The following is a 22,824-nucleotide window of genomic DNA, read 5'->3' as shown; positions in this document are numbered from 1 at the left end:
ACACATGGCCAGGACCCTTGCAGTGATGCAGCCCTATCTGTTCCCGTACCTGGGTTACTTTCAGCTCATTGCTGCCGCAGACGTCTTCGTCCTGGGAGACGATCTGCAGTATGTTCGGTCCGGCTGGGTCAATCGCAACCGCATCCTGCACAACGACGAAGCGAAGCTGATCAGCTTTCCGTTGAAGAAAGACCGCTTTCAGTTGCAGATCAATCAGCGCCAACTGTGTGATCATTTCAGCGATGAAGCGCCGCGGCTGATCGATCTGCTGGCCGAGAGTTATCGAGAGGCGCCCTGTTTCGCGCAGGTCATGCCCTTGCTGGAGCGGTTGATCCGTTTCCCGCAGCAGAACATTGCGCTGTATGCCGAACACGCAATCCGTGAAATCTGTGCTTATCTGCACATCGTGACGCCGATCCTGCGCAGCTCGGACCTGATATTGGGTAGCGCTGCGGACAAGCAGGAGCGCATTATCCGCATCGCTCACACGTTCGAAGCCACGACGTTCATCACCCCGGAAGGCGGATCGGTCATCTATGACCGTGATCACTTCGCCCGTAACGGCTTGCTGGTGCGGTTCTTCCGGATGAACCCGGTGGTGTACCGGCAGTTCCGGCAACCTTTCGTCGCCAATCTGTCGATCATCGACGTGCTGATGTTCAACTGCGTCGAGCAGGTGCAGCAGATGTTGACCGAATACGGGCTGGACAAGAATCCACCCTCCGCGCGGCCAGGCATGATGCACGGGCTGGCGCAAAAACCTGACGTTGTCCTGACCGGGTCGCACCGGATCGCAGTGGAGTGAAGTGTATGTCTGAAGTCGTCAATAGCGCCTGTGGCTCCGCGCGCTGGTACCTGATCCAGACCAAACCCCGCCAGGAAGCCCGTGCGGCAGAGCACCTGCAACGTCAGCAGTTCGAGTGCTACCGCCCGGTCAAGCACGGTGAGAAAAAACGCGGCTCACGGGCACCGGCCGAAGAAGAGCTGTTCCCCGGTTACCTGTTCATCCACATGGACCAGGCCAGCGACAACTGGTACCCGATCCGCTCGACCCGAGGCGTGGCGCGCATCGTCACCTTCGGCGGCATGCCGGTTCCGGTGCAGGATGCGTTGATCGAGCAGATCCGTCAGCGCCTGCTGGCGCCGCCGGCCAGGGTCACCTTTCAAGAAGGGGAAACGGTGCGGATCACGGCGGAGGGCTTCAACGACGTCGAAGCGATCTTCCTCGCCGCCGACGGTGATGAACGCGCGGTGATTCTGCTCAACCTGCTGCAACGTGAGCAAAAGGTCACCCTGCCGGTCAGCAGCCTGTCGCGGATGCAAGCGCAGGCGTGAGGCGTGAGCCGTTAGCGTTTTCCGTACTGATCCCCACATTCTGACCCACACATCCTGATTCCCACGGGGCTGATGCTTTCAGCCTCTTGACCCCCCTTCGCCCGGAACTCGCCATGACCCAGAAAACCACACTGGTGACGCTCACCTATGGTGATCGTTTCAACTACCTGCACACGCTGGTCAGCCGCTCGCTGGAAAGCCCGCTGATCGATCGCGTGATCATCGTCAGCAACGCGTCCACCGCACCGCTGGATAACCTGCGCCGCACCTGGCCGAATCAGGTCAGCGTGATCTACATGCACGAGAACACCGGTTCCGCGCGGGGCTATTCGGTGGGGATTCAGGCCGCACTGGACGCCGGGGCCGAACACATCTGGCTGATGGACGACGACAACGCGCCGACCATCAACGCCATCGCCACGCTGCATCAGGTGCTCGAAGAACGTAAACGCGTCGACGGCGAAGACAAGGCCGCCGTGCTGGGCTTTCGTCCGACCCATCAGGCGGACATCGCCGCCGGCGTGCCGAACCGCTTCGCCATTCAGCGCCGTTCGAGTTTCTTCGGTTTTCACATCGCACAGCTGCCCTACAAGATCTGGCGCCGGCTGCCGTGGGGCGCGCCGCAAAGCCCGCACCGCAAACTGCCGATGGTGCAATTGCCGTTCGCCACGTACGGCGGCCTGCTCGCCCACCGCAATCTGTATCGCCGCATCGGCCTGCCGCTGGACGCGTTGATGCTCTACGCCGACGACAGCGAATACACCTTCCGCATCACCGCCGGTGGTGGCCGGATCTTTCTGGTGCCGGACGCCTTGCTCGACGACCTCGAAAGCTCGTGGAACATCAAGGCACGCACCAACAACATCTACGAGAGCTTCCTGCTCGGTGGCTCGGACTTGCGCGCCTACTACGGCGCGCGCAATCAGGCCTGGTTCGACAAAAACATCTGGGCCAATTCGTCGCTGCTGTACGGCCTCAACCGCTGGGTGTTCTTCCGCCTGCTGCGGCTGATCGCCAAGCGACGCGGTGCCGAGGAGCGCCTTGGCCTGATCGAACAAGCCATCCGTGACGGTGAGTCCGGGGTACTGGGTCTGAATCAGTCGTATCCACTATGAAAATACTGTTCATCAGCAGCCTGTATGCCCCCCACATTGGAGGCGGCGCGGAAATCATTCTTCAGCGTACCGTCGAAGGCCTGCAGCAGCGCGGCTGTGAAGTCAGCGTGCTGGTGACCGGTCCCGACGCGGGCCTGAACGTCGAAGCGGTGAACGGCGTCAAGGTCTACCGCGCCGGCCTGCGTAACTTCTACTGGCATTTCGGTGCGCAGCGGCCTGGCCGTCTGGCGCGCCTGGGCTGGCATCTGCGCGACCGCTACAACGGCGCGATGCGCAGCTACGTGAAACAGGTCATCGGCAGCGAGCAGCCGCAACTGGTGGTCTGCCACAACCTGGCCGGCTGGTCGGTGTCCGTCTGGGACGAGATCACCGCTGCAAAACTGCCGATCGTGCAGGTGCTGCATGACATGTACCTGATGTGCCCAAGCAGCAACATGTTCAAGCGCGGCCAGTGCTGCCAGCAGCAATGCGGCAGTTGCCAGACCTTTCGCAAGGGCCACGACGCGCGCTCGGCCCAGGTCGCGGCGGTGGTTGGGGTCAGCCGCTTCATTCTGGACAAGCTGCAGCAGCGCGGCTACTTCAGCGCCGCCAGCCCGTACGTCGTGCACAACGCCAGCCCGTTCACGCCGCCGACCGCCTCGCCCCATCAGCGGCGGCAAGCGGATCTGGCGACGAAAAAAGCGCCGTTGCGCTTCGGCTACATGGGCACGCTGTCCCATCAGAAAGGCGTGGCCTGGCTGATCGAGCAATTTCAGCGACTGCCCTTCGACGCCACGCTGCAGATTGCAGGGCGTGGCCAGACGGATGACGAAGCCACGTTCAAGGCGCTGGCGAACTCGTCGAAGATCAGCTTCGTCGGTTACCAGAAGCCTGAAGCGTTCTACCGCCAGATCGACGTCGCCGTGGTGCCTTCGCTGTGGAACGAGCCGTTCGGGATGGTCGCCGTTGAAGCCTGCGCTCACTCGGTGCCGGTGATTGCGAGCCGCATGGGCGGTTTGCCGGAAATCATTCAGGACCCGCTCAACGGTTTGCTGTGTGACCCGCAGGACCCCGACTCCCTGGGCCAGGCGATGTTGCGCTTGCACCAGAACCCGGAACTGCTGGCGCGTCTGAGCGGCCAGGCGCGGGTCAGCGTGGCGTCGTTACTGAACCTGGAGTTGATGCTCGACAGTTACCAAAGCATTTTTGCCCAGACGTTGCTGGACGACACCGCCCAGCGCAACCGGCATGCCCTGCCCCACCCGGTCTGAACACATCGGCATGCCTGCAAGCGATGCCGACATTACCACCGACGGCCCGAGACCTACCTGAGCAAGCGCTCCGGACCGTGCCTCTTCACTGAGACAAGCCATGCTCATCCCTTACCTGACCCGGTTACGACGACCCTCGGCGGTCCTGTTGCTGGGCTTGTTGATCAGCTGCATCACGCGAGCGGACGAAGCGTTCATCATCGGCGTCGACACGCACTTGATGAACAAACCCGGCACCTCCGTCCGCGCGTTCCAACTGCTGAAAGCGGCGGGAGTCGACTCGGTGCGCGACGATGCCTACTGGTCCAGCGCCGAGCCCCGACGAGGGTTATTGAAGATCGAGCCTTCGTGGCAGTCGTTCCTGAGCGCCGCCCAGGAACACCGATTGCGACCGCTGTTGGTGCTGGGCTACGGCAACCCGTTTTACGAGAACTACGCCAAACCGCGGAAACCCTCGGTGCGCGACGCTTACGGCAACTACGCCAGCTTCGTCACCCGCCAGCTCACCGACAGCGTGGACTTCTACGAGATCTGGAATGAGTGGGACAAGGAAAACCCGGTCGATCCGGGGTTCGCCAGGGACTACAGCTTGCTCATCGAACAAACCGCCCAGCGCATTCGCGCCAACCAGCGGCCGATGGTGATTCTGGCCGGCGCCGTCACCAGTCAGGGGATGGACCTGGGGTTTGCCGATCGGCTGGTGGAATCGGGCGTGCTCAACCATGTCGACGGGTTGTCGCTTCATCCGTATGTGTATTGCCGTTCGGATGAGCGCAACACCCCGGAAAACTGGATTGCCTGGCTGCGGCGGATCAGCGAGGACCTGAAGGACAAGAACCGCAACAACGGCCCGGTGCCGCTGTACCTCACCGAAATGGGCTGGCCCAGCAACGACGGGCGCTGCGGCGGTGATGAGAAGACCCAGGCGGCGTTTCTGGCACGCAGTTTCTTCCTGGCGCAGACGATGCCCAACGTCAAGGGCATGTGGTGGAACGGCCTGCTCAACGACGGCCCCGACGGCACTGATCCGGAGCAGAACTTCGGCCTGCTCAATCAGGACCTGAGCATCAAGCAGGCCTACCTGACGCTGAAGGCCATCAGCCCGACGCTGCATCAATTCCGTTACGACGCTGAAAAGAGTCGCGAAATCGACTCGCAATACCTGCTGCGGTTCGCCAAGGGCTCGGAGCAGATCATGGTCGCCTGGACCGCCGGGCTGCCGCGTTCGATCAAGGTCGACGCCAGCAGCGTGCTGCGCGGCAACGTGCAATACATCGACACCCGCCAGCCGCAACGCGGCCTGGTCGACAGCGGTATCCCGTGGAACTGCAACGACGGGCGTTGCTCGGCGCAAGTGCCGATCGATGACTTCCCGAAAATAATAAGCCTGGGCACACGCCCGGCACTGTTTGCCTTGCCCTGAATTCTGCCTTTTTTATTCCGGTCCGCCTTTAGAGCGCCCCTTCATTCAGGGCGCTGATGGCTCTTCACTGAGAGCGCTGATGCCCCTTTCACTCAGGGCGCTGATGGCTCCTGCGCACGACCCCTTTATCTCTTCTACAGGTCGACCACAATGATTGTGATCAATGCACGTTTTCTGACCCAGGAACTGCGGGGCGTTCAACGCTTCGCCGAACAGATCTGCCTGGCCCTCAAGCAACTGCGCGACGACGTGGTGTTTGTTGCCCCCCACGGCATTCAGATGTATGAGAGCGCCAAGGCCCTCGACGTGCAATGCATCGGCAGTCACAGCGGCCACCTGTGGGAACAACTGGACCTGCCCCTGTACCTGCGCCGTCAGGGCAACCCGTTGCTGATTTCCCTGTGCAGCACCGCGCCGCTGTTGTACGGCAATCAGATCGCGACCCACCACGACGTCACCTATGTGCGTCACCCGGAAAGCTACACGCGTACGTTTCGCCTCCTCTACCGGACCATGACGCCGATCATGCTGTCGCGGATCAAGTCGCTGCTGACGGTGAGCGCCTTCTCCAAGGGTGAAATCTCGCAGTTCTACACATTTCCGGAGAAGAAAATCTTCGTGGTGCCCAATGCCGTCAGCGGTGCGTTTCAACCGGGCCCGCCCCTTAAAGAGCAACAGGACTACCTGCTGGCGGTGTCTTCGCCCAGCGCGCACAAGAATTTCAGCCGGATGATTCAGGCGTTTCTGCTGCTGCGCGGCCACGATGATCTGCAACTGCGCATCGTCGGTGGCGCCAGCGGGATCTTCAGCGACGACAACCTGCAACGTCTGGCCAGTCGTGACCCGCGCATCCGCTTTCTGGGGCGCCTGAGCGATGACGAACTGATCAGCCAGTACCAGGGCGCCACGGCCTTTGTGTTTCCGTCGCTGTATGAAGGCTTCGGCATTCCGCCCCTGGAAGCCCAGGCCTGTGGTTGCCCGGTGCTGGCGGCGAACGCGGCGTCGATTCCCGAAGTGCTGCAGGCCAGCGCGCTGTATTTCGACCCGCTGGACATTGACCACATGGCCGCCGCCATGGAACGCATCCTGACGGACATGCCGCTGCGCCAGTCCCTGCGCCGACGGGGGCTGAACAACGTGGCGCGGTTCTCCTGGGAAGAGTCGGCACGACAGGTTTCCCAACGCATCGACGCGCTGCAGAGTCCGGCCAGAGACCGGCGCAGCAGCCAGGGCAGCGATGCCCTGGGTCGCGAATCTTCCAGCAACTGAGGCACTGCCATGAAACGCCTTGCCTATCTCGACGCATTGCGCGGCATCGCCGCCTTGATGGTGGTCTTCACCCATTTGTATGCACCGGTCATCGGTCACGTCTGGGTGCTGGATTACCTGATCGACCCCGGCAAATTGGGGGTGCTGTGGTTTTTCATGATCAGCGGCGTAGTAATTCCCTACAGCCTGAAGCCGGTGCCCGACGGCGCCCGACGCTTTCTGATCTCACGCTTCATGCGGCTGTATCCGGCTTACTGGCTGTCACTGGTGCTGTTTGTGCTGATGCTGCAGTTGACCGGCGCGCCGCTGCCGTCCTGGCCGCAGATCGTCGCCAACCTGACCATGGTGCAGGCGGCACTGGGCTTCGACGACGTGGTCGGCCTGTACTGGACGCTGTTCATCGAACTGGTGTTCTACGGCCTGTGCCTGGCGTTGTTCATCGCCGGCAAGCTGTACGACCTGGCCTTCCGGGCGCGCTGTTCGCTGGTGTTTCTGCTCGCCGCGCTGGCGATGAGCGTTGCCCGCGCGCTGACCGAACACAAACTGCCGGTGGCGCTGCCCCTGGCGTTGTCGCTGATGTTCTTCGGCTCGGTGTGGCGTCAGTGGTTGCTGGCTGAACACAGCCCGGCGCTGACGCGGAACCTGAAGATGCTGTTCGTGGCCTTCGCCGTGCTGTTGCCGCCGACGCTGATCATGGCGTACAGCAAGGACATGGGCACCGGCGAAACCTGGGGCCGTTACTGCTTCACCTACGCCGTGGCCATCGTCAGCTTCGTGCTGCTGACCCGCAGCGTGCGCCTGAACCACCCGGCGCTGGTCTGGCTGGGCGCAGTGAGTTACTCGCTGTACCTGCTGCACCCATCGATGGGCATGCTCAGCGAATTCCTGCTGCGCGGCACCGACGCACCCGGCCTGCTGGTGGCGCTGGTCGCGACGGTGCTGACCCTGGGCGCTGCCCATCTGTGCTTCCGCTACATCGAACACCCGTTCATCCAGCTCGGAAAACGCCTCAATAACCGCAAAGCCGAGACGCAGCCTGTCAGCGTCTGATTTAGCGCCTGCGCACATGGAAAGGCATGGGATGGCCCTCGCGAGCCTGGCTCGACGTGCCGGGCGTCCCTCAGCCGTTAATGCAGAGAATTCCAATGAAAATTGCAATCGTCCACGACTGGTTGGTGACATACGCCGGTGCCGAAAGGGTTTTGGCATCGCTGATCAACATCTGGCCCGAGGCGGATCTGTTCTCCGTCATCGATTTCCTCAGCGACGAGGACCGCGCCCGACTGAGCGGCAAGGTCGCGAAGACCACGTTCATCCAGCGCCTGCCCAAGGCCAAGACCAAATACCAGCGCTACCTGCCGCTGATGCCGATGGCCATCGAGCAACTGGACCTGTCCGGTTACGACCTGATCATCAGCAGCAGTCACGCCGTGGCCAAAGGCGTCCTGTGCGGGCCGGACCAACTGCACGTCAGCTACGTGCATTCGCCGATCCGTTACGCCTGGGACCTGCAGCATCAGTACCTCAAAGAGGCGAACCTGAGCACCGGCCTGAAAGGCAAAGTGGCGCGGATGATCCTGCATTACATGCGCATGTGGGATCAGCGCACGGCCGCGGGCGTCGATGACTTCATCGCCAACTCGCACTTCATCGGCGCGCGCATCACCAAGGCCTACCGTCGCGAATCCACGGTGATCTATCCGCCGGTGGACACCCTCGGTTTCGCGCTGCAGGAACAGAAGCAGGATTACTACTTCACCGCCTCGCGCATGGTCCCGTACAAGCGCATGCCGATGATCATCGAAGCCTTCGCGGCGATGCCGAACAAGCGTCTGGTGGTGATCGGCGACGGTCCGGAAATGGACAAGGCCAAGGCCGCCGCGGCCAACGCGCCAAACGTCACGCTGCTGGGCTATCAGCCGTTCGCGGTGCTGCAGGAACACATGAGCAACGCCAAGGCGTTCGTGTTTGCTGCCGAGGAAGATTTCGGCATCAGCCCGGTGGAGGCCCAAGCCTGCGGCACGCCGGTCATCGCATTCGCCAAAGGTGGCGTGGTGGAAACGGTCTGCGGTCTGGATCATCCGCAGCCGACCGGCGTGCTCTACCCGGAACAGAGTGTGGCGTCGCTGATGGCCGCCATCGAGACGTTCGAGATCAACGGTTCACGCATCACCGCGCAAGCCTGTCGGACCAACGCCGAGCGCTTCAGCGAAGCCCGCTTCGAACTGGAAATGCGCCAGTTCGTCGAGACCCGCCTGAGTGCTGCGCGTCAAAGCCGCCAGCCTGCGCACATCCGGCCGATGCAGATCGCGCCGACGCTGGTCAGCAGCGACCTCTCCGCCCGCGTTGTTCCGATCAAATCCGTCTGAGCGAGCCCAGCCTATGCGCACTCCATTAAGGGGCATCCTGCATGCCCACTCATCGTCGCTGTCCGTCGCTCACCGGCTGCTCGATCTGGCGGTCATCGCGGTCGGCGGTTACGGCGTCAACCTGCTCACCGGCACGCCAATGAGCTCCGAAGCCTGGATGCAGATTCTGCTGGCGGCGGTGGCTTTCCACTGGCTGGCCGAATACAACCAGTTGTACGGCTCGTGGCGTGGCGAGCGCATTGTGCGCGAGCTGCTGAAGGTCGCCAATTACTGGGGCCTGGCCTTCGTGCTGCTGCTGTTCGTCGATTACCTGCTGTTGCAGCCCGACGATCTGGCGGACGACAGCCAGATGGCCTGGTTTGCCGCCGTGCTGGTGGCGCTGTGTGGTTATCGTCTGGCGATTCGCAGCGTGCTGCACGCGTTGCGCGCCCAGGGTTTCAACACCCGGCGCGTGGCGATCGTCGGCACCGGCCATTGCGGCGAACGCCTGGCGATGTCCATCGAACGCGCGCCGTGGATGGGCCTGAACCTGCTGGGCTTCTATGACGAAGCGCCGCAGCAGATCGACCTGGCGCGCATCGGCCGACGCATTCCGGTGCTGGGCGATCTGGATCAACTGATCCAGGACGCCCGCGACGGCAAGATCGACAAGGTGTACATCACCCTCGAACTCGGCGCACAGGCGCGTTTGCAGGAACTGATCAAAGGCTTGAGCGACACCACCGCGTCGGTCTACGTGATCCCGGATGTGTTCATGTTCGAGTTGCTGCATGCCCGCAGCGAAAGCATCAACGGTTTGCCGAGCATCAGCATTTTCGATTCGCCCATGGATGGCGCCTGGAGCGTGGTCAAGCGTCTGGAAGACATCGTGCTGTCGAGCATCATCCTGACCATGATCGCCCTGCCGCTGATGCTCATCGCCCTGGCGATCAAGCTCACCTCCCCCGGCCCGGTGCTGTTCCGTCAACGCCGTTACGGCTTGGACGGGCGGCCGATCATGGTCTGGAAATTCCGCAGCATGAGCGTGCAGGAAAACGGCTCGGTGGTGACCCAGGCCACGCGCAACGACAGCCGCATCACGCCGCTGGGCGCGTTCCTGCGCCGTACCTCGCTGGACGAACTGCCGCAGTTCTTCAATGTGCTGCGCGGCGAGATGTCCGTCGTCGGCCCGCGCCCCCACGCTGTGGCCCACAACGAGCAATACCGCAAGCAGGTGTCGGGTTACATGCTGCGGCACAAGGTCAAGCCGGGCATCACCGGCTGGGCCCAGATCAACGGCTGGCGCGGCGAGACCGACACGCTGGACAAGATGCAGAAACGCGTTGAATTCGACCTGCAGTACATCGAGCACTGGTCGGTCTGGCTGGACCTGAAAATCATCCTGCTGACGCTCTTCAAAGGCTTCGTCAACAAGAACGCCTTCTAAAAAGAAAATCTGCCAAAAACAACAAACATGGCCAAGGGCTAGTAAGCTCGGGGGGAGGTGCACGGGTGCATGAGCGAATGTGATCCGATGTTCGGTGTAAGTAAGGGATGCAAAGAAATCACTGCGGTGCCAGTACGCACCTATTAGGATTAGAAGGAACATTCATATGAAAGTAACGTTAGCGGTCGTGCTGCTTTCCAGTCTGGTGTTGCAAGGCTGCGCATTCGCCCCCGGTCAGTACATGTCTTACAGCGATGTCACCGACAACGACCCCGACGGTCCCCAGGTCACGCTGATCAACATCACCCCTGCCACCCTTGCGCAGCAGCAGAAAACGGCGGACGCCGCGGCCAAACCGCTGCCCCCGGAACTGCTGAACTACAAGACCCCTGAATACGTCGTCGGCCCGGGCGACGCCTTGCTGGTGACCGTTTTCGAACACCCTGAACTGACCGCGCCGGGCTCCCAGGAACAACTGGACGCCAACAGCCGCGAAGTGCTGAACGATGGCACCGTGTTCTTCCCGTACGTGGGTCGTATTCAGGCGGCCGGCAAGACTGTTTCGCAGATCCGCGAGCAACTGCGCATGGGTCTGGCGCCGCAGTACACCGAAGTGAAAGTCGACGTCAAAGTGCTGCGCTACAACAGCCAGCGCGTCCTGCTGTCGGGTGCGTTCAAGACCCCTGGCCCGCAAGCGATCACCAACATTCCGCTGAGCCTGGTTCAGGCCATCAGCCAGGCCGGTCTTGATTTGACCGACGCCAACCTCGCCGGCCTGACCCTGCGTCGCGACGGCAAGGATTACGTGATCGACGTTGACTCGCTGAACCGCAAGGACTCGCAGATCAGCAAGATCTTCCTGAAAGACGGCGACTACCTGCACCTCAACAGCAACTCGAAAAACAAGATCTACGTGCTGGGCGAAGTTCAGCGCCCGCAAGTGATCTCGTTCAGCACCACCAGCGTGAGCTTGCTGGAAGCGCTCGGCACCTCTGGCGGCTTGAGCCCTGACGCGGCCGATGGCGATGCGGTGTATGTGATTCGTGCACAGGACGCCACCCACGGCGCGACGGTTTATCACCTCGCTGCGAAGAAGCCGACCAGTTATGCGCTGGCGAAAGGCTTCGAGCTGGCGGCCCAGGACGTGGTGTTTGTCGGCCCGGCCAACATCACCCGCTGGAGCCGTTACGTGAGCCAGTTGCTGGGTTCGAACAACATCATCCAGACCGGTGCGATGTTCAGGAATTGATGGTGCAGGCAGCTTCAAGCGGCACGTTTGGAGCTGCAAGCTGACAGCCGCGCAACAGAGCAACAGAGAAATCCTCGCAGTGGTCCGACTGCGGGGATTTTTTTTGGATTGAATTTGGCAGCGGCAAGTGTTGCTTAGGCAACACCGGATCAACAATTACGTGCGCCTGGATCAACAGTCTGGGGTGTCTGGCAGTATTGCAGCTGAGGCTGATCGCCGGATTCACGGGGGCAACGAACGATTGAGGGGGCTGGCACACATGCTGCTTCACTCCCTTCAAAGGGTCTTCACGCCCATTACTTCGCGTTGAACGCGGCCTGCACGGTGCCAAGCACCCCGGGTGACTGACCCCAAGGAAACAACACATGTTGGTAGTTTCGATTTCAGGTAGCCCTTCCACCCGATCGCGCTCGGGCGTGGTGCTGCACCATGCCGCGCACTGGCTCAAGGACCGTGGCGTGGAAGTGAACGGTGTGCGCATTCAGGATTTCGCCGCCGAGGATTTGCTCTACGCCCGATTCGACAGCCCACAGGTGGTGGCTTTCATCGACGCAGTGGCGAAGGCGGATGGCTTGCTGATCGGCACGCCGGTGTACAAGGCGTCGTTTTCGGGGGCGTTGAAGACGCTGCTCGACCTGCTCCCGGAGCGTTCATTGCACGGCAAAGTGGTCTTGCCGATCGCCACGGGTGGGAGCATTGCACACATGCTGGCGGTGGATTACGCGCTGAAACCGGTGCTGTCCGCGCTGAAATGCCAGGAAGTGCTGCACGGGGTGTTCGCCATCGACAGCCAGATCAGCTACGGCGAGAACGCGTTGGGCGGTGATCTGGATGAACTGCTGACCCAGCGACTGCATGACGGCCTGGATCACTTTTTACTGGGCCTCCAACACCGGACCCATGCGCGTCACAAGGAAGCGGGCGGGCATTTGAAGCTGGCGTTGTAAGCCTTTGAATCAACCCTGACGTGCTTTCGAAGCAACGCTGACTTCGGCATTGTATTCGCCACGGTTGTCGAACTCGTGGGCGCGTTGCAGTTGTGGCTGTTCCATCAGTTGCGCTTTGCGGGCCTGGAATTCGTCGTAGGACAAGCCGCGACGGTTGAGGTCTTCGAGGGCCAGCTGGTGGGTTTCTTCAGCGCTGTAAGGGCGCAGTTCGGGATGATTGCCAGCGGCACAACCGGCGAGAACGGAGGCGGAGAGTAACAGGGAGAGGGCAAGAAGACGGTTCATTGGGAGCCTCCATTCGGCTCGTTTCTGGAATGAAGCCAAGGCTACGCGCCGGGCCTTTCCAGCAGAAATCAGTCGTCTTGATAGTGGCTATCGGGTTTGGCGCGTATGCGGGGTTGCCCCGGTGCATCTGCCTGTATAGAACCTGCGGGCTCTGATCTTAATCACACCGAAGATGTATCTGACGACGCAGATCCTGTGGGAGCGAGCTTGCTCGCGAATGCATTCTGCCTGCGACGAATCAATCGCCTGACACGCCACCTTCGCGAGTAAGCTCGCTCCCACATTTACGTCGTTGGCACGACGGGGATCTTCCACAGACTTCAGCGTTGGCTCTGAGAAATCGTCAGACCAAAAAGTGCCACAACAGCGACGTGCCGATCAGCCCGACCACCGAGACAATCGTCTGCAGCACCGACCACACCCAAATCGTCTGCTTCAGTTGCAGGCCGAAGTACTCGCGGACCATCCAGAACCCTGCGTCGTTGACGTGGCAGAAGAACACCGAGCCCGCCCCGATCACCAACGCCACCAGTGAGGCTTCCACCGGCGCCAGCCCGGCCATCATCGGTGCAAGAATGCCCGCCGTGGTGGTGGTCGCGACGGTGGCCGAACCGGTGGCCTGACGCAGCGCGACCGCAATCAGCCACGCCAGCAGCAGGTACGGCATGTGCGCGCCTTCGGCCACTTTGCTGATGGTCTGGCTGACGCCGGCGTCCAGCAACGTTTGCTTCAGGCCGCCGCCCGCACCGATGGTCAACAGCAACACGGCAATCGGCGCCAGGCTTTTACGCAGCGTGCCGCCCACTTGTTCGCGGGAAATACCGTTGGCCCAGCCCAGACACACCGTCGCCGCCAGCACCGCAATCCCCAACGCCACCAGCGGCTCACCGAGGAATTTCAGCGTCAGCGCGATGTTGCTTTCCGGCTCCATGGCGATTTTCGCCAGGGTGCTGCCGAGCATCAGGATCACCGGCAGCAGAATGATCAGCAACGAGATACCGAAGCTCGGTTGGCGGGAGGCATTGGGTTTGGCCGAGAACAGCTCGCCCAGCTCTGCCGGTTCCTCGATGTGCATGCGCTTTGACAGCCAGTTGCCGTACAGAGGACCGGCCAGAATCACCGCCGGCACCGCCACGCAGAAACCCAGCAACATGGTCAGGCCCAGATCGGCGTGCAAGGCGCTGACGGCGATCAGCGGTCCCGGGTGCGGCGGCATCAGCGCATGCAGCGTGGTCATGCCGGCCAGCGCCGGAATCGCGATTTTCAGCAGCGGCTGATTCGACTGGCGTGCCATGACGAAAATGATCGGCACCATCATCACCAGACCCACTTCGAAGAACAGCGGCAGGCCGATGACCATGGCCACCAGGGCCATGACCCACGGCAGAGCCTTGCCCTTGCCCAGCCCCAGCAACGTCGAGGCAATGCGATCCGCCGCGCCGGACTCGGCCATCAACGCACCGAGCATGGCACCGAGGGCAATGATGATTCCGGCCTCACCGAGAATCCCGCCCGCGCCCTTGCTGAACGCCTTCGCCACTGCCTCCGCTGGCAACCCCGCACCTATCCCTGCGATGAATGTGCCCACCAGAATCGACAGAAACGGCGGGAGCTTGGTCGCGCTGATCAGCACGATGATGGTGGCAATGGCGATCAGGCAGCAGATGATCAGGCGAGTGTCATGAAACACCCAGGCAGCAGATGACAGATCCAACGCGGAACCCCTTATCGGTCGGTTTTTATTTCAGGACGGATTGAAACAATATGTTTCAGCCGGCCGAACCATACCGGATGCGGCATTGCGTCGCAGTTAAATTTTCACAGGATCTGGCCGTTTCGCCACCGGTCTCCCACCTGGAGCGCGATATCACCCTGTAGGAGCAAGCTTGCTCGCGAAGGCGGCATTTGAGTCACGTGCGCATTCGATCAGCACCTCGCGCAACCCCTGGGCAGCGGCTGACAATTGGTGGTCCGCCTGGGTCATCAAGCCAATACGACGCTCGATGCGCGGGCCTTCCAGGGCAATGCAGCGAGCGCCGAGCTCTTCCATCTGCGCGATGCACAGCGACGGCACCGCGCTGACGCCCAGGCCGTTGGCGACCATGCGGCCCACCGTCGACAGCTGATGGCTTTCGAACGCCACCGACAGTTTGCCGTGCTGGCTCTGCAGGTCCTGCTCCAGCAACAAACGCACAGCGGACGGGCGTTGCAGGGTGATGAAATCGTGACGCAGCAGCTCGTCCCAACTCACTTCGCTGCGCGCGGCCAATGGCGAATCCTTCGGCACCACGGCGACGAAGCGATCCATGTAGAACGGCGTAAAAATCAGGTGGGTGCCAGATTCAGGTTCGAAACCAATGCCCAGCTCCACGCGCCGATGCCCGACCATTTCCACCACCTGCTCGTTGATCACGTCGTGCACCGCCACATTTACCCGTGGGTAGCGCTCGCGAAACACCTTCAGCGCGATCGGCAGCAAGTTGCCCGCGTAGGACGGCATCGCCGCCACCGAGACTTTGCCCATTTGCAGGGTGAAACGCTGTCGCAGCAGCTCTTCGGTGTTGTCCCAGTCAGCGAGCAACTGCCGGGCCAGCGGCAGCAAGGCCTCGCCCTCGGGCGTCAGGCTGACATTGCGCGTGGTGCGGGTCAGCAATTGCCCGCCCAGGTCCTCCTCCAGCGCCTTGATGGTCAGGCTCAACGCCGGTTGCGATAGATGCAGTCGTTCACCGGCCTGAGCGAAACTCAAGCACTGCGCCACTGCCAGAAACGCCCGAAGCTGTTTCACGTTCATATATTTGGATTACTTATCAATCGATCAAAAAAACAAAATTAACAAATCAGTGCTTGCGAGAGAAGATGCGGCCAACGCTCTCCGATGCTTAGATTGTCGGACACAACTACAAATAAGGCGGGATCTCACCATGGCTGGACTCGACAAACGCGTGGCAACCTACGCTGAAGCCCTTGCCGGGCTGACTGACAACATGACTGTGCTGTCCGGCGGCTTCGGACTCTGCGGCATTCCCGAAAACCTCATCGCTGAAATCAAACGCATGGGCGTGAAGGGCCTGACAGTGGTTTCCAACAACTGCGGCGTCGACGGCTTTGGCCTGGGCATCCTCCTTGAGGACCGGCAGATCCGCAAAATGGTCGCGTCCTACGTCGGTGAAAACGCCCTGTTCGAGCGCCAGTTGCTCAGCGGCGAACTGGAAGTCGAACTCACCCCCCAGGGCACCCTGGCCGAAAAAATGCGCGCTGGCGGTGCCGGCATTCCCGCGTTCTATACCGCCACCGGCTACGGCACCCCCGTCGCGGAAGGCAAGGAAACCCGCCAGTTCAACGGCCGCAACGTGATTCTCGAAGAAGCCATCACCGGCGACTTCGCCATCGTCAAAGGCTGGAAGGCTGACCACTTCGGCAACGTGGTCTACCGTCACACCGCGCAGAACTTCAATCCGGTGGTGGCCACGGCCGGCAAGATCACCGTGGTGGAGGTCGAAGAAATCGTCGAGCCCGGCGTGCTGTTGCCCACCGAAATCCACACCCCCGGCATCTATGTCGATCGCGTGATCCTGGGCACGTTCGAGAAGCGCATCGAGCAGCGAACCGTCCGAAAAGCCTGACATCAGCGTCGTCCTCGAACCGCTTTCCCCCTTTGTATTTCCGGCGCTGGGGCTTCCCACAGGCCGGACAGAATAAAAGAGACCCAAGACCATGGCACTCTCCCGCGAACAAATGGCACAGCGCGTTGCGCGCGAACTGCAAGACGGCTTCTACGTAAACCTGGGCATCGGCATTCCGACCCTGGTCGCCAACTACGTCCCGGACGGCATCGACGTGATGCTGCAATCGGAAAACGGCCTGCTCGGCATGGGCGCCTTTCCCACCGAAGAGACCATCGACGCTGACATGATCAACGCCGGCAAACAGACCGTGACGGCGCGCAAGGGCGCGTCGATTTTCTCGTCGGCCGAGTCCTTCGCCATGATCCGTGGCGGCCACGTTGACCTGACCGTGCTGGGCGCGTTTGAAGTGGACGTCGAAGGCAACATTGCCTCGTGGATGATCCCCGGCAAGCTGGTCAAAGGCATGGGCGGCGCGATGGATCTGGTGGCCGGCGCCGACAACATCATCGTCACCATGACCCACGCGTCCAAGGACGGCGAATCCAAGTTGCTGTCGCGCTGCAGCCTGCCGCTGACCGGCGCCGGCTGCATCAAGAAAGTGCTGACCGACCTCGCGTACCTGGAGATCGAAAACGGCGCCTTCGTGCTGCGCGAAACCGCACCGGGCGTGACCGTCGATGAAATCATCGCCAAGACCGCCGGCAAATTGATCGTGCCGGATGACGTGGTCGAAATGACGTTCTGATGGACCCGGCAATGGCGCGGTTCTGCAGGATCCGCGTCATGCCCCACGTTTTCGCCACACCCTAAGCATTTGCTGCACCCGCACCTTTGGTCAGACCGCCCTGCCCCTTCAGCGATGAAGGGGCTTTGCTGTATCTGAGCCGGTGCTTTTTTCGCGTCACCGCCAACACTTGAAACTGCCGTCCAAAAAACCTGAACAATAACTCCAAGAGGTAATAAACGTGGCCGCCGACATCGAAGAAAGCCGCTCCGCCCGCTTTGCCCTGCGTTGCGCCAAATGGGCGGAACGCTGGTTCCCGGACTCGTGGGTGTTCGCCGCCCTGGCCGTGGTCATCGTCACGCTTGCCACGCTGGTCATCGGCGCCAAACCCGCCGACACCGCCAAAGCCTTCGGTGACGGTTTCTGGAGCCTGATCCCCTTCACGATGCAAATGGCCTTCGTGGTCATTGGCGGTTACGTCGTCGCCAGTTCGCCACCGGCGGTCAAACTGATCGACCGCCTGGCGCGCATCCCGAAAAACGGCCGCTCGGCCGTGGCCTGGGTCGCGCTGATCAGCATGGTGGCCTCCTTGCTCAACTGGGGACTGTCGCTGGTTTTCGGTGGTTTGCTGGTGCGGGCCCTCGCCCGGCGTACCGATCTGAGAATGGATTACCGCGCCGCCGGTGCCGCGGCTTATCTGGGCCTGGGCGCGGTGTGGGCCTTGGGCCTGTCGTCGTCCGCCGCGCAGTTGCAAGCCAACCCGGCCAGCCTGCCGCCGTCGATCCTGGCGATCACCGGGGTGATTCCGTTCACCCAGACGATCTTCCTCTGGCAGTCCGGCGTGATGCTGCTGGCCCTGGTGGTGGTCTCGATCATCGTCGCCTACGCCACAGCGCCCGGCCCGGCCAACGCCCGCGATGCCAAGGAATGCGGCATTGACCCGAGCTTTAGCCTGCCACCGCTGCCGCCGCGAACCCGCCCGGGCGAATGGCTGGAATACAGCCCGCTGCTGATCATTCTGATGGTCGCACTGGCGTCCGGCTGGTTGTACAACGAGTTCAGCACCAAGCCCGCGATCACCGCGATCTCCGGCCTGAACACCTACAACTTCCTGTTCATCATGGTCGGCGCGCTGCTGCACTGGCGTCCGCGCAGTTTCCTCGATGCCGTGGCTCGCGCCGTGCCGACCACCACCGGCGTGCTGATCCAGTTTCCGTTGTACGGCTCGATTGCCGCGCTGCTGACAACCGTCAAGGGCGGGGACGCGCAAACGGTCGCGCACCACATCTCGACGTTCTTCACCAGCATCGCCTCCCACGACACCTATGCGCTGCTGATGGGCGTGTACTCGGCGATTCTCGGGTTCTTCATTCCGTCCGGCGGCGGCAAGTGGATCATCGAAGCGCCGTACGTGATGCAGGTCGCCAACGATCTCAAATACCACCTCGGCTGGGCGGTGCAGATATACAACGCCGCCGAAGCCCTGCCGAACCTGATCAACCCGTTTTACATGCTGCCGCTGCTGGGCGTGCTCGGCCTGAAGGCACGGGATTTGATCGGCTTCTCGTTCGTGCAGCTGTTGGTGCATACGCCGCTGGTGCTGTTTCTGCTGTGGGTGCTCGGCACGACGCTGGCGTATATCCCGCCGGTCATGCCTTGATTGAATAAATAACGCGGGAGGGTAAATGTCGCCCACAGAGGTGACTCGCGCACAGAGGGGACTGATTTATTTACAACGCTTCACCGTAAATTAATCTGTCCCCGGTTGCAGGTTGCAGGTTGCAGGTTGCAAAACGTCACCCCCCGACACTGTATTCCCGCTCCACCTGGGAAACCCGCGTAGTGCATCGCCGATACCAGGTGGACCGGCCGCGCTCGCGGATTTCCCGGTGTTCCGGATGTTCCTTCCAGGCCAGGATTGCTGCTTCGTCCGTCCAGTAAGACACGGTGATCCCCAGCCCATCGTCGGTGCGTGCCGATTCCACGCCGAGGAACCCCGGCTGCTGACGAACGAGCTCAAGCATCCGCCGGGCCGCGTCGTCATATTCCTGAGCGTCGAGCTCAGTGCGGATTGAAGTGAAAATCACCGCGTAATACGGCACGCCAAAGGTGTTTGCCATCATCATGTCAAATCAACTCCGCCGCGCAGGCCAGCACAAACGCCTTCACCAGCGGCGGGGTGCTGCCCTCCAGCGCGGCGCGTTCCGGTTGAAACAGCGTCGCGACGAAGAACGGATGACTGTCGAGCTCCATGGCGCGCACCTCGTCGTCTTCGTCATAGCCGGATACTTTCAGCGGGCCGGCAAACACGTCGGCCTCCAGTTCCTTGCGCAAACCATAGCGGCAGCGGTAGCGCTCGTGGGTTTCCAGTGCGTCGTACGCGGCGGCAATTCGCGAACCTGGGCGCAGGCGAATCGGTGCGAAGGCCTCGACCAGCGAGCAACTCAAGGGCGTGATGATTGCGTTCTCCGATTCCGGCGCGGTCTCGGCATGCTCGGCATCGGCCCAGCCCAGCTGATTGCGCGCGTACTCCAGCAACGCATGCTGAAAGCCGCCGCACGTCCCGAGAAAGGGAACCTGCCGCTTCCGGGCGAAGCGAATCGCCGTCAGCGCGCCGTCCATGTCGCGATAAGGGCTGGCCGGCACGCACCAAATGCCATCGAAGCCCTGCAAGCTCGCGCCATCCCCGATGTGCGTCGTCGGCACCCACGTTGCCTGCACGCTGAGCCCCGTTTCGTTCGCCACCCTGTCCAGCGCCACGGGTATGGCCTGATGTGCCGGCACGCTTGGGTCGTAGTCACCTACCAATGCGATCCGGATTTTCTGCCGCTGAGTCATGTGTGCTCCCTGATATCAAAACGCTTTGCGTGGGGTCCGGAGGCGACTATAAGCTTGTGGCCCTGCAATCAGAATGGGCGTCCGGGCAAGTGATCAATGCAGCTGCGCACTATCGAATCAACCATGCCGACCTCACCCTCATCCTCGCGCTGGTGCGGGGGCGGACCCTGGCCAAGGCCGCCGATCTGCTGAAGGTCGATGTCTCGACGGTGTTTCGCGCGGTGCGGCGGATGGAAAAGTCGATGGGCACAACGCTCTTCGACAAGAGCCGCGCCGGCTACGTACCGACCAGCGCAGCACTGGCGCTCGCCCAACAGGCGGAGAGTGCCGAAAACGCGCTGGCCCTCGCGCAGTTGAGCCTCGAGCAGGGCCGGCAAGTCGTCAGCGGCACCGTGCGCCTGACCTGCACCGAAGCCGTCCTGCAAAGCCTGTTGCTTCCCGCCTTGAGCCGCTTCATGCCGGACTACCCGGGCCTGCGCCTGGAACTGAACACGTCCAGCACCTTTGCCAACCTGAGCCGCCGCGATGCCGACATTGCCCTGCGTCTGACCAACACGCCGCCCGAGCATCTGGTCGGCACTCGCCTGGGCACGGTCGGATATCGGGTCTGCTCGAGCGAGGCCTACGCGCGACGCTGCGGTGATCGGGCCCTCGACGACATGGACTGGATCGCCCCCGACGATTTCCTGCCCGACCACCCCACCGTGATGTGGCGTCGGCAGCATCTGCCCGGCGTGAACCTCGCCTACCGCTGCAGCTCCATGCTTGCCGTCGCCCAACTGGTGCGCGCAGGCATGGGCGTAGCAGCGCTGCCGGATTTCATGGCTCGGGACAGCGAGGTTCAGCCTTTGAGCGAGGCAATCGAAGGGCATGCCACCGGGCTGTGGCTGCTGACGCGCCCGGACTGCCGAGCCTTGCGCTCGGTGTCGGCGTTGTTCAGCGAGCTGACCAAGGCGATTCAGCTGTAGGCCGACAGCACCGGAATGATGCCAGCTGTGCCGACGCCTTCCCGGCTGAAGCCGGTCCCACTAAGTACGCGCTGTTCTTGAAGCCTGCGTTCAGCCAGGAAAGAAGCCAGCACATTGAGATTGATCGGGCACGACGCTTTCAGTGGGACCGGCTTCAGCCGGGAAGAGGCCGGTTCAGTCGCTATCACTTTCTCGCTAAAACGGGGACAGATTAATTTACGGTGAAGCGCTGTAAATAAATCAGTCCCCTTTAAAAGCCACTTTAAAAGCCGTTTAACCACCCCGCCGCTCCCGGCGAAACTGGCCCGGCGGCATGCCGTGGGCTTTACGAAAGCGCCGTGAAAAATACGCTTCGTCGGTAAACCCGCAGATCTCGGCGATGTGGCTCAAGGGTTTGCTGCTGTTCATCAAATGCGTGCGCGCCAGCCGCATGCGCCGCTCCAGGACCAGTTCGGAAAAGCTGTTGCCGGTTTCCTTGCGCAGCAGGTGGGTCAGGTAATTGGGCGACAGAAAGGCCGCCGCCGCGGCATCGGTGAGGGTCATGGCAGGATCGGCAATGTGCGCGCGAATATAGTCGATCACCCGACTCATCGCATCGCGCCGTCCCCGCCGCTCGGCCTTGTTCGCCGACAGCGCCAGCAACTGCGCTTCGTAGCGATTGCACACCGTGCCAATCAGCTGCAACAGGCAGCCCCGCAGAATGGCGCCGGAGCCCAACTGCCTGCCGCGATCCATGTCGCGCATCTGCCCCAGCAGCGCGGTCACCTCAGCGAAGTCGGCGTCATCAAGGGTGAAATCCAGATGTTCCTGAAACCGGAACGGCGCCAGCTCAGGCGCCTCGGCGACGGGCACGTCTTCAAGGTCCATCGGATCGCACTGCAGATGCTGCAGGAGAAAGTCCTGAGAAAAGTTGATGACGACAAAATTGCCGTCTTCCGGGTGCGGAATCACATGCAGGCGATGGGGCAGGATGAACGCCAGGGTATTGCGCGGAAACGGCCTGACCGCGCCACCGATGTGCTGCACGGTGTCGCCGCCGAGGTTGATCTGGATCTGGAAATAGTCATGACGATGGGGCGCCGTCAGCGCGGGTCGGGCGGACTTGTCACGGATGTAGAAATCCATGCGGTCGCTGCGCTGCTGCATGCCATAGGTCTGGATGCGGGAGGGATGGGCCATCGCTGAAACACCTGAAATCGCGGGTTCGGACTGCCCCATGGTAGGGCAACGGCGGCAGCCGAACCAAAGGATTCTCAGGCGGGCGTAACGTGGGATCAGCCGATTGTCACATTCAGCTCGGCAATGCCTTCGATCCCGGCGGTGACCACATCACCGCGCTGCAAAGCGCCTACCCCGGCCGGCGTGCCGGTGTAGAGCAGGTCGCCCGCCTTGACTCCGACCGACTGCGACAGGTGCGCGATCACGTCCCTGACCGCCCAGATCTGGTCAGACAGATCGCCCTCCTGACGGCGCTCGCCATTGACGTCCAGCCAGATCGCGCCGGCTTCCGGATGGCCGATCTCGCTGACCGGGCGCAGCGGTGTGGCGGGCGCGGAGGCGTCGAAGGCTTTGGCCCACTCCCACGGCCGGCCCATTTTCTTGGCCTGCGCCTGCAAGTCGCGGCGTGTGAGGTCCAGGCCGACGCCGTAGCCCCATACATGGGTCAAGGCGTCCTGCGGGTCAATATTCACGCCGTCCTTGCCGATCGCCACGACCAGTTCGATCTCGTGATGCAGGTCCTCGGTGAGCGGCGGGTAAGCAATCTGGCCTTCAGCGGGCACCACGGCGTCAGCGGGCTTCATGAAGAAGAAAGGCGGCTCGCGGTCGGGGTCGTGGCCCATTTCTCGGGCGTGATCGGAGTAATTGCGGCCGACGCAGAACACCCGGCGAATCGGAAAACGGCTAGCCGTCCCGGCAACGGCCAGGGAGGGTGTGGCAACGGGGGCGATAACGAACTCGGTCATGGCAGTGTCCTTGATTAAAGGTGGCTCGGCATGGGG

The 22,824-nt window shown here is 62.0% G+C and carries 23 protein-coding genes; 15 read left to right on the top strand and 8 right to left on the bottom strand.

Translation table 11 applies throughout. The features are described from left to right. Positions 1-4 precede the first annotated feature (4 nt). The 11 genes from ACYASU_RS15195 (at position 5) to ssuE (ending at position 12,383) form a co-directional block, all read left to right on the top strand. On the top strand, positions 5-805 hold the full coding sequence (locus ACYASU_RS15195) for a WbqC family protein (protein ID WP_192174008.1): 801 nt from the start codon (positions 5-7) through the stop codon (positions 803-805). Between the two features lie 5 nt (positions 806-810). Next, entirely contained in the window at positions 811-1,335 is a 525-nt protein-coding gene (gene rfaH / locus ACYASU_RS15190; RefSeq protein WP_192174009.1) for a transcription/translation regulatory transformer protein RfaH, read from the top strand. Between the two features lie 113 nt (positions 1,336-1,448). Further along, complete coding sequence (locus tag ACYASU_RS15185; protein WP_192174010.1) at positions 1,449-2,450, top strand: glycosyltransferase; 1,002 nt, start codon at positions 1,449-1,451, stop codon at positions 2,448-2,450. Further along, complete coding sequence (locus ACYASU_RS15180; protein WP_463583270.1) at positions 2,447-3,700, top strand: glycosyltransferase family 4 protein; 1,254 nt, start codon at positions 2,447-2,449, stop codon at positions 3,698-3,700. The genes ACYASU_RS15185 and ACYASU_RS15180 overlap by 4 nt, the downstream gene beginning before the upstream one ends. A 100-nt stretch (positions 3,701-3,800) precedes the next feature. Continuing rightward, positions 3,801-5,123, top strand: coding sequence for a hypothetical protein (locus ACYASU_RS15175; RefSeq protein WP_192174012.1), 1,323 nt, complete (start codon positions 3,801-3,803; stop codon positions 5,121-5,123). 150 nt (positions 5,124-5,273) lie between these two features. Continuing rightward, on the top strand, positions 5,274-6,392 hold the full coding sequence (locus ACYASU_RS15170; RefSeq protein WP_463583269.1) for a glycosyltransferase family 4 protein: 1,119 nt from the start codon (positions 5,274-5,276) through the stop codon (positions 6,390-6,392). A 9-nt stretch (positions 6,393-6,401) separates the two neighbouring features. Further along, positions 6,402-7,442 (top strand): acyltransferase family protein, encoded by a 1,041-nt coding sequence (locus tag ACYASU_RS15165; RefSeq protein WP_463583268.1) that lies wholly within the window; start codon positions 6,402-6,404, stop codon positions 7,440-7,442. A gap of 95 nt (positions 7,443-7,537) precedes the next feature. Continuing rightward, positions 7,538-8,761 carry a glycosyltransferase family 4 protein gene (locus ACYASU_RS15160; protein ID WP_463583267.1) on the top strand — a complete coding sequence of 408 codons (1,224 nt, stop codon included), beginning with the start codon at positions 7,538-7,540 and terminating at the stop codon, positions 8,759-8,761. Positions 8,762-8,774: 13 nt separating this feature from the next. Further along, positions 8,775-10,187: an undecaprenyl-phosphate glucose phosphotransferase gene (locus tag ACYASU_RS15155; protein ID WP_346631530.1), complete on the top strand. Its 1,413-nt coding sequence runs from the start codon at positions 8,775-8,777 to the stop codon at positions 10,185-10,187. 166 nt (positions 10,188-10,353) lie between these two features. Continuing rightward, positions 10,354-11,436 (top strand): polysaccharide biosynthesis/export family protein, encoded by a 1,083-nt coding sequence (locus ACYASU_RS15150; protein ID WP_463583266.1) that lies wholly within the window; start codon positions 10,354-10,356, stop codon positions 11,434-11,436. Between the two features lie 365 nt (positions 11,437-11,801). Beyond that, a complete protein-coding gene (ssuE, locus tag ACYASU_RS15145; RefSeq protein WP_463583265.1) occupies positions 11,802-12,383 on the top strand; it encodes an NADPH-dependent FMN reductase in 582 nt (193 codons plus the stop codon). 9 nt (positions 12,384-12,392) lie between these two features. On the opposite strand, the gene ACYASU_RS15140 is transcribed toward ssuE, so the two are convergent. The 3 genes from ACYASU_RS15140 to ACYASU_RS15130 all read right to left on the bottom strand — a co-directional run bounded on the left by ACYASU_RS15140 (position 12,393) and on the right by ACYASU_RS15130 (position 15,459). After that, the gene (locus ACYASU_RS15140; RefSeq protein ID WP_463583264.1) at positions 12,393-12,668 is read right to left on the bottom strand and encodes a hypothetical protein; all 276 of its coding nucleotides are present in this window, start codon (positions 12,666-12,668) and stop codon (positions 12,393-12,395) included. A 343-nt stretch (positions 12,669-13,011) separates the two neighbouring features. After that, positions 13,012-14,382 carry a GntT/GntP/DsdX family permease gene (locus tag ACYASU_RS15135; RefSeq protein WP_463583263.1) on the bottom strand — a complete coding sequence of 457 codons (1,371 nt, stop codon included), beginning with the start codon at positions 14,380-14,382 and terminating at the stop codon, positions 13,012-13,014. Positions 14,383-14,535: 153 nt separating this feature from the next. Further along, complete coding sequence (locus tag ACYASU_RS15130) at positions 14,536-15,459, bottom strand: LysR family transcriptional regulator (protein ID WP_463583262.1); 924 nt, start codon at positions 15,457-15,459, stop codon at positions 14,536-14,538. Positions 15,460-15,589: 130 nt separating this feature from the next. Between ACYASU_RS15130 and ACYASU_RS15125 the strand changes: the two genes are divergently transcribed. The 3 genes from ACYASU_RS15125 to ACYASU_RS15115 all read left to right on the top strand — a co-directional run bounded on the left by ACYASU_RS15125 (position 15,590) and on the right by ACYASU_RS15115 (position 18,678). Then, a complete protein-coding gene (locus tag ACYASU_RS15125; protein ID WP_037013408.1) occupies positions 15,590-16,291 on the top strand; it encodes a CoA transferase subunit A in 702 nt (233 codons plus the stop codon). 91 nt (positions 16,292-16,382) lie between these two features. Continuing rightward, positions 16,383-17,039 carry a CoA transferase subunit B gene (locus tag ACYASU_RS15120; RefSeq protein WP_192174022.1) on the top strand — a complete coding sequence of 219 codons (657 nt, stop codon included), beginning with the start codon at positions 16,383-16,385 and terminating at the stop codon, positions 17,037-17,039. A 220-nt stretch (positions 17,040-17,259) separates the two neighbouring features. Next, complete coding sequence (locus ACYASU_RS15115; RefSeq protein ID WP_463583261.1) at positions 17,260-18,678, top strand: short-chain fatty acid transporter; 1,419 nt, start codon at positions 17,260-17,262, stop codon at positions 18,676-18,678. Between the two features lie 136 nt (positions 18,679-18,814). Here ACYASU_RS15115 and ACYASU_RS15110 read toward each other — a convergent pair whose 3' ends face one another. Continuing rightward, complete coding sequence (locus ACYASU_RS15110) at positions 18,815-19,141, bottom strand: antibiotic biosynthesis monooxygenase family protein (protein WP_463583277.1); 327 nt, start codon at positions 19,139-19,141, stop codon at positions 18,815-18,817. 4 nt (positions 19,142-19,145) lie between these two features. Next, a complete protein-coding gene (locus ACYASU_RS15105) occupies positions 19,146-19,856 on the bottom strand; it encodes a CTP synthase C-terminal region-related (seleno)protein (RefSeq protein WP_463583260.1) in 711 nt (236 codons plus the stop codon). A gap of 89 nt (positions 19,857-19,945) precedes the next feature. Here ACYASU_RS15105 and ACYASU_RS15100 point away from each other — a divergent pair, with 89 nt between their 5' ends. Continuing rightward, complete coding sequence (locus ACYASU_RS15100; protein WP_463583276.1) at positions 19,946-20,824, top strand: LysR family transcriptional regulator; 879 nt, start codon at positions 19,946-19,948, stop codon at positions 20,822-20,824. On the opposite strand, the gene ACYASU_RS15095 is transcribed toward ACYASU_RS15100, so the two are convergent. The 3 genes from ACYASU_RS15095 to ACYASU_RS15085 form a co-directional block, all read right to left on the bottom strand. After that, positions 20,815-21,105 (bottom strand): hypothetical protein, encoded by a 291-nt coding sequence (locus tag ACYASU_RS15095; protein ID WP_463583259.1) that lies wholly within the window; start codon positions 21,103-21,105, stop codon positions 20,815-20,817. The genes ACYASU_RS15100 and ACYASU_RS15095 overlap by 10 nt on opposite strands. After that, the gene (locus ACYASU_RS15090; protein ID WP_346631034.1) at positions 21,098-22,003 is read right to left on the bottom strand and encodes a helix-turn-helix transcriptional regulator; all 906 of its coding nucleotides are present in this window, start codon (positions 22,001-22,003) and stop codon (positions 21,098-21,100) included. The genes ACYASU_RS15095 and ACYASU_RS15090 overlap by 8 nt, the downstream gene beginning before the upstream one ends. Positions 22,004-22,098: 95 nt before the next feature. Then, positions 22,099-22,788: a fumarylacetoacetate hydrolase family protein gene (locus ACYASU_RS15085; protein ID WP_463583258.1), complete on the bottom strand. Its 690-nt coding sequence runs from the start codon at positions 22,786-22,788 to the stop codon at positions 22,099-22,101. Positions 22,789-22,824: the final 36 nt, after the last annotated feature.

It is taken from the genome of Pseudomonas sp. HP_12 (assembly GCF_055283955.1).
Note: the sequence above shows the minus strand (reverse complement) of the source record. Positions and strands in the feature narration are given on the sequence as shown.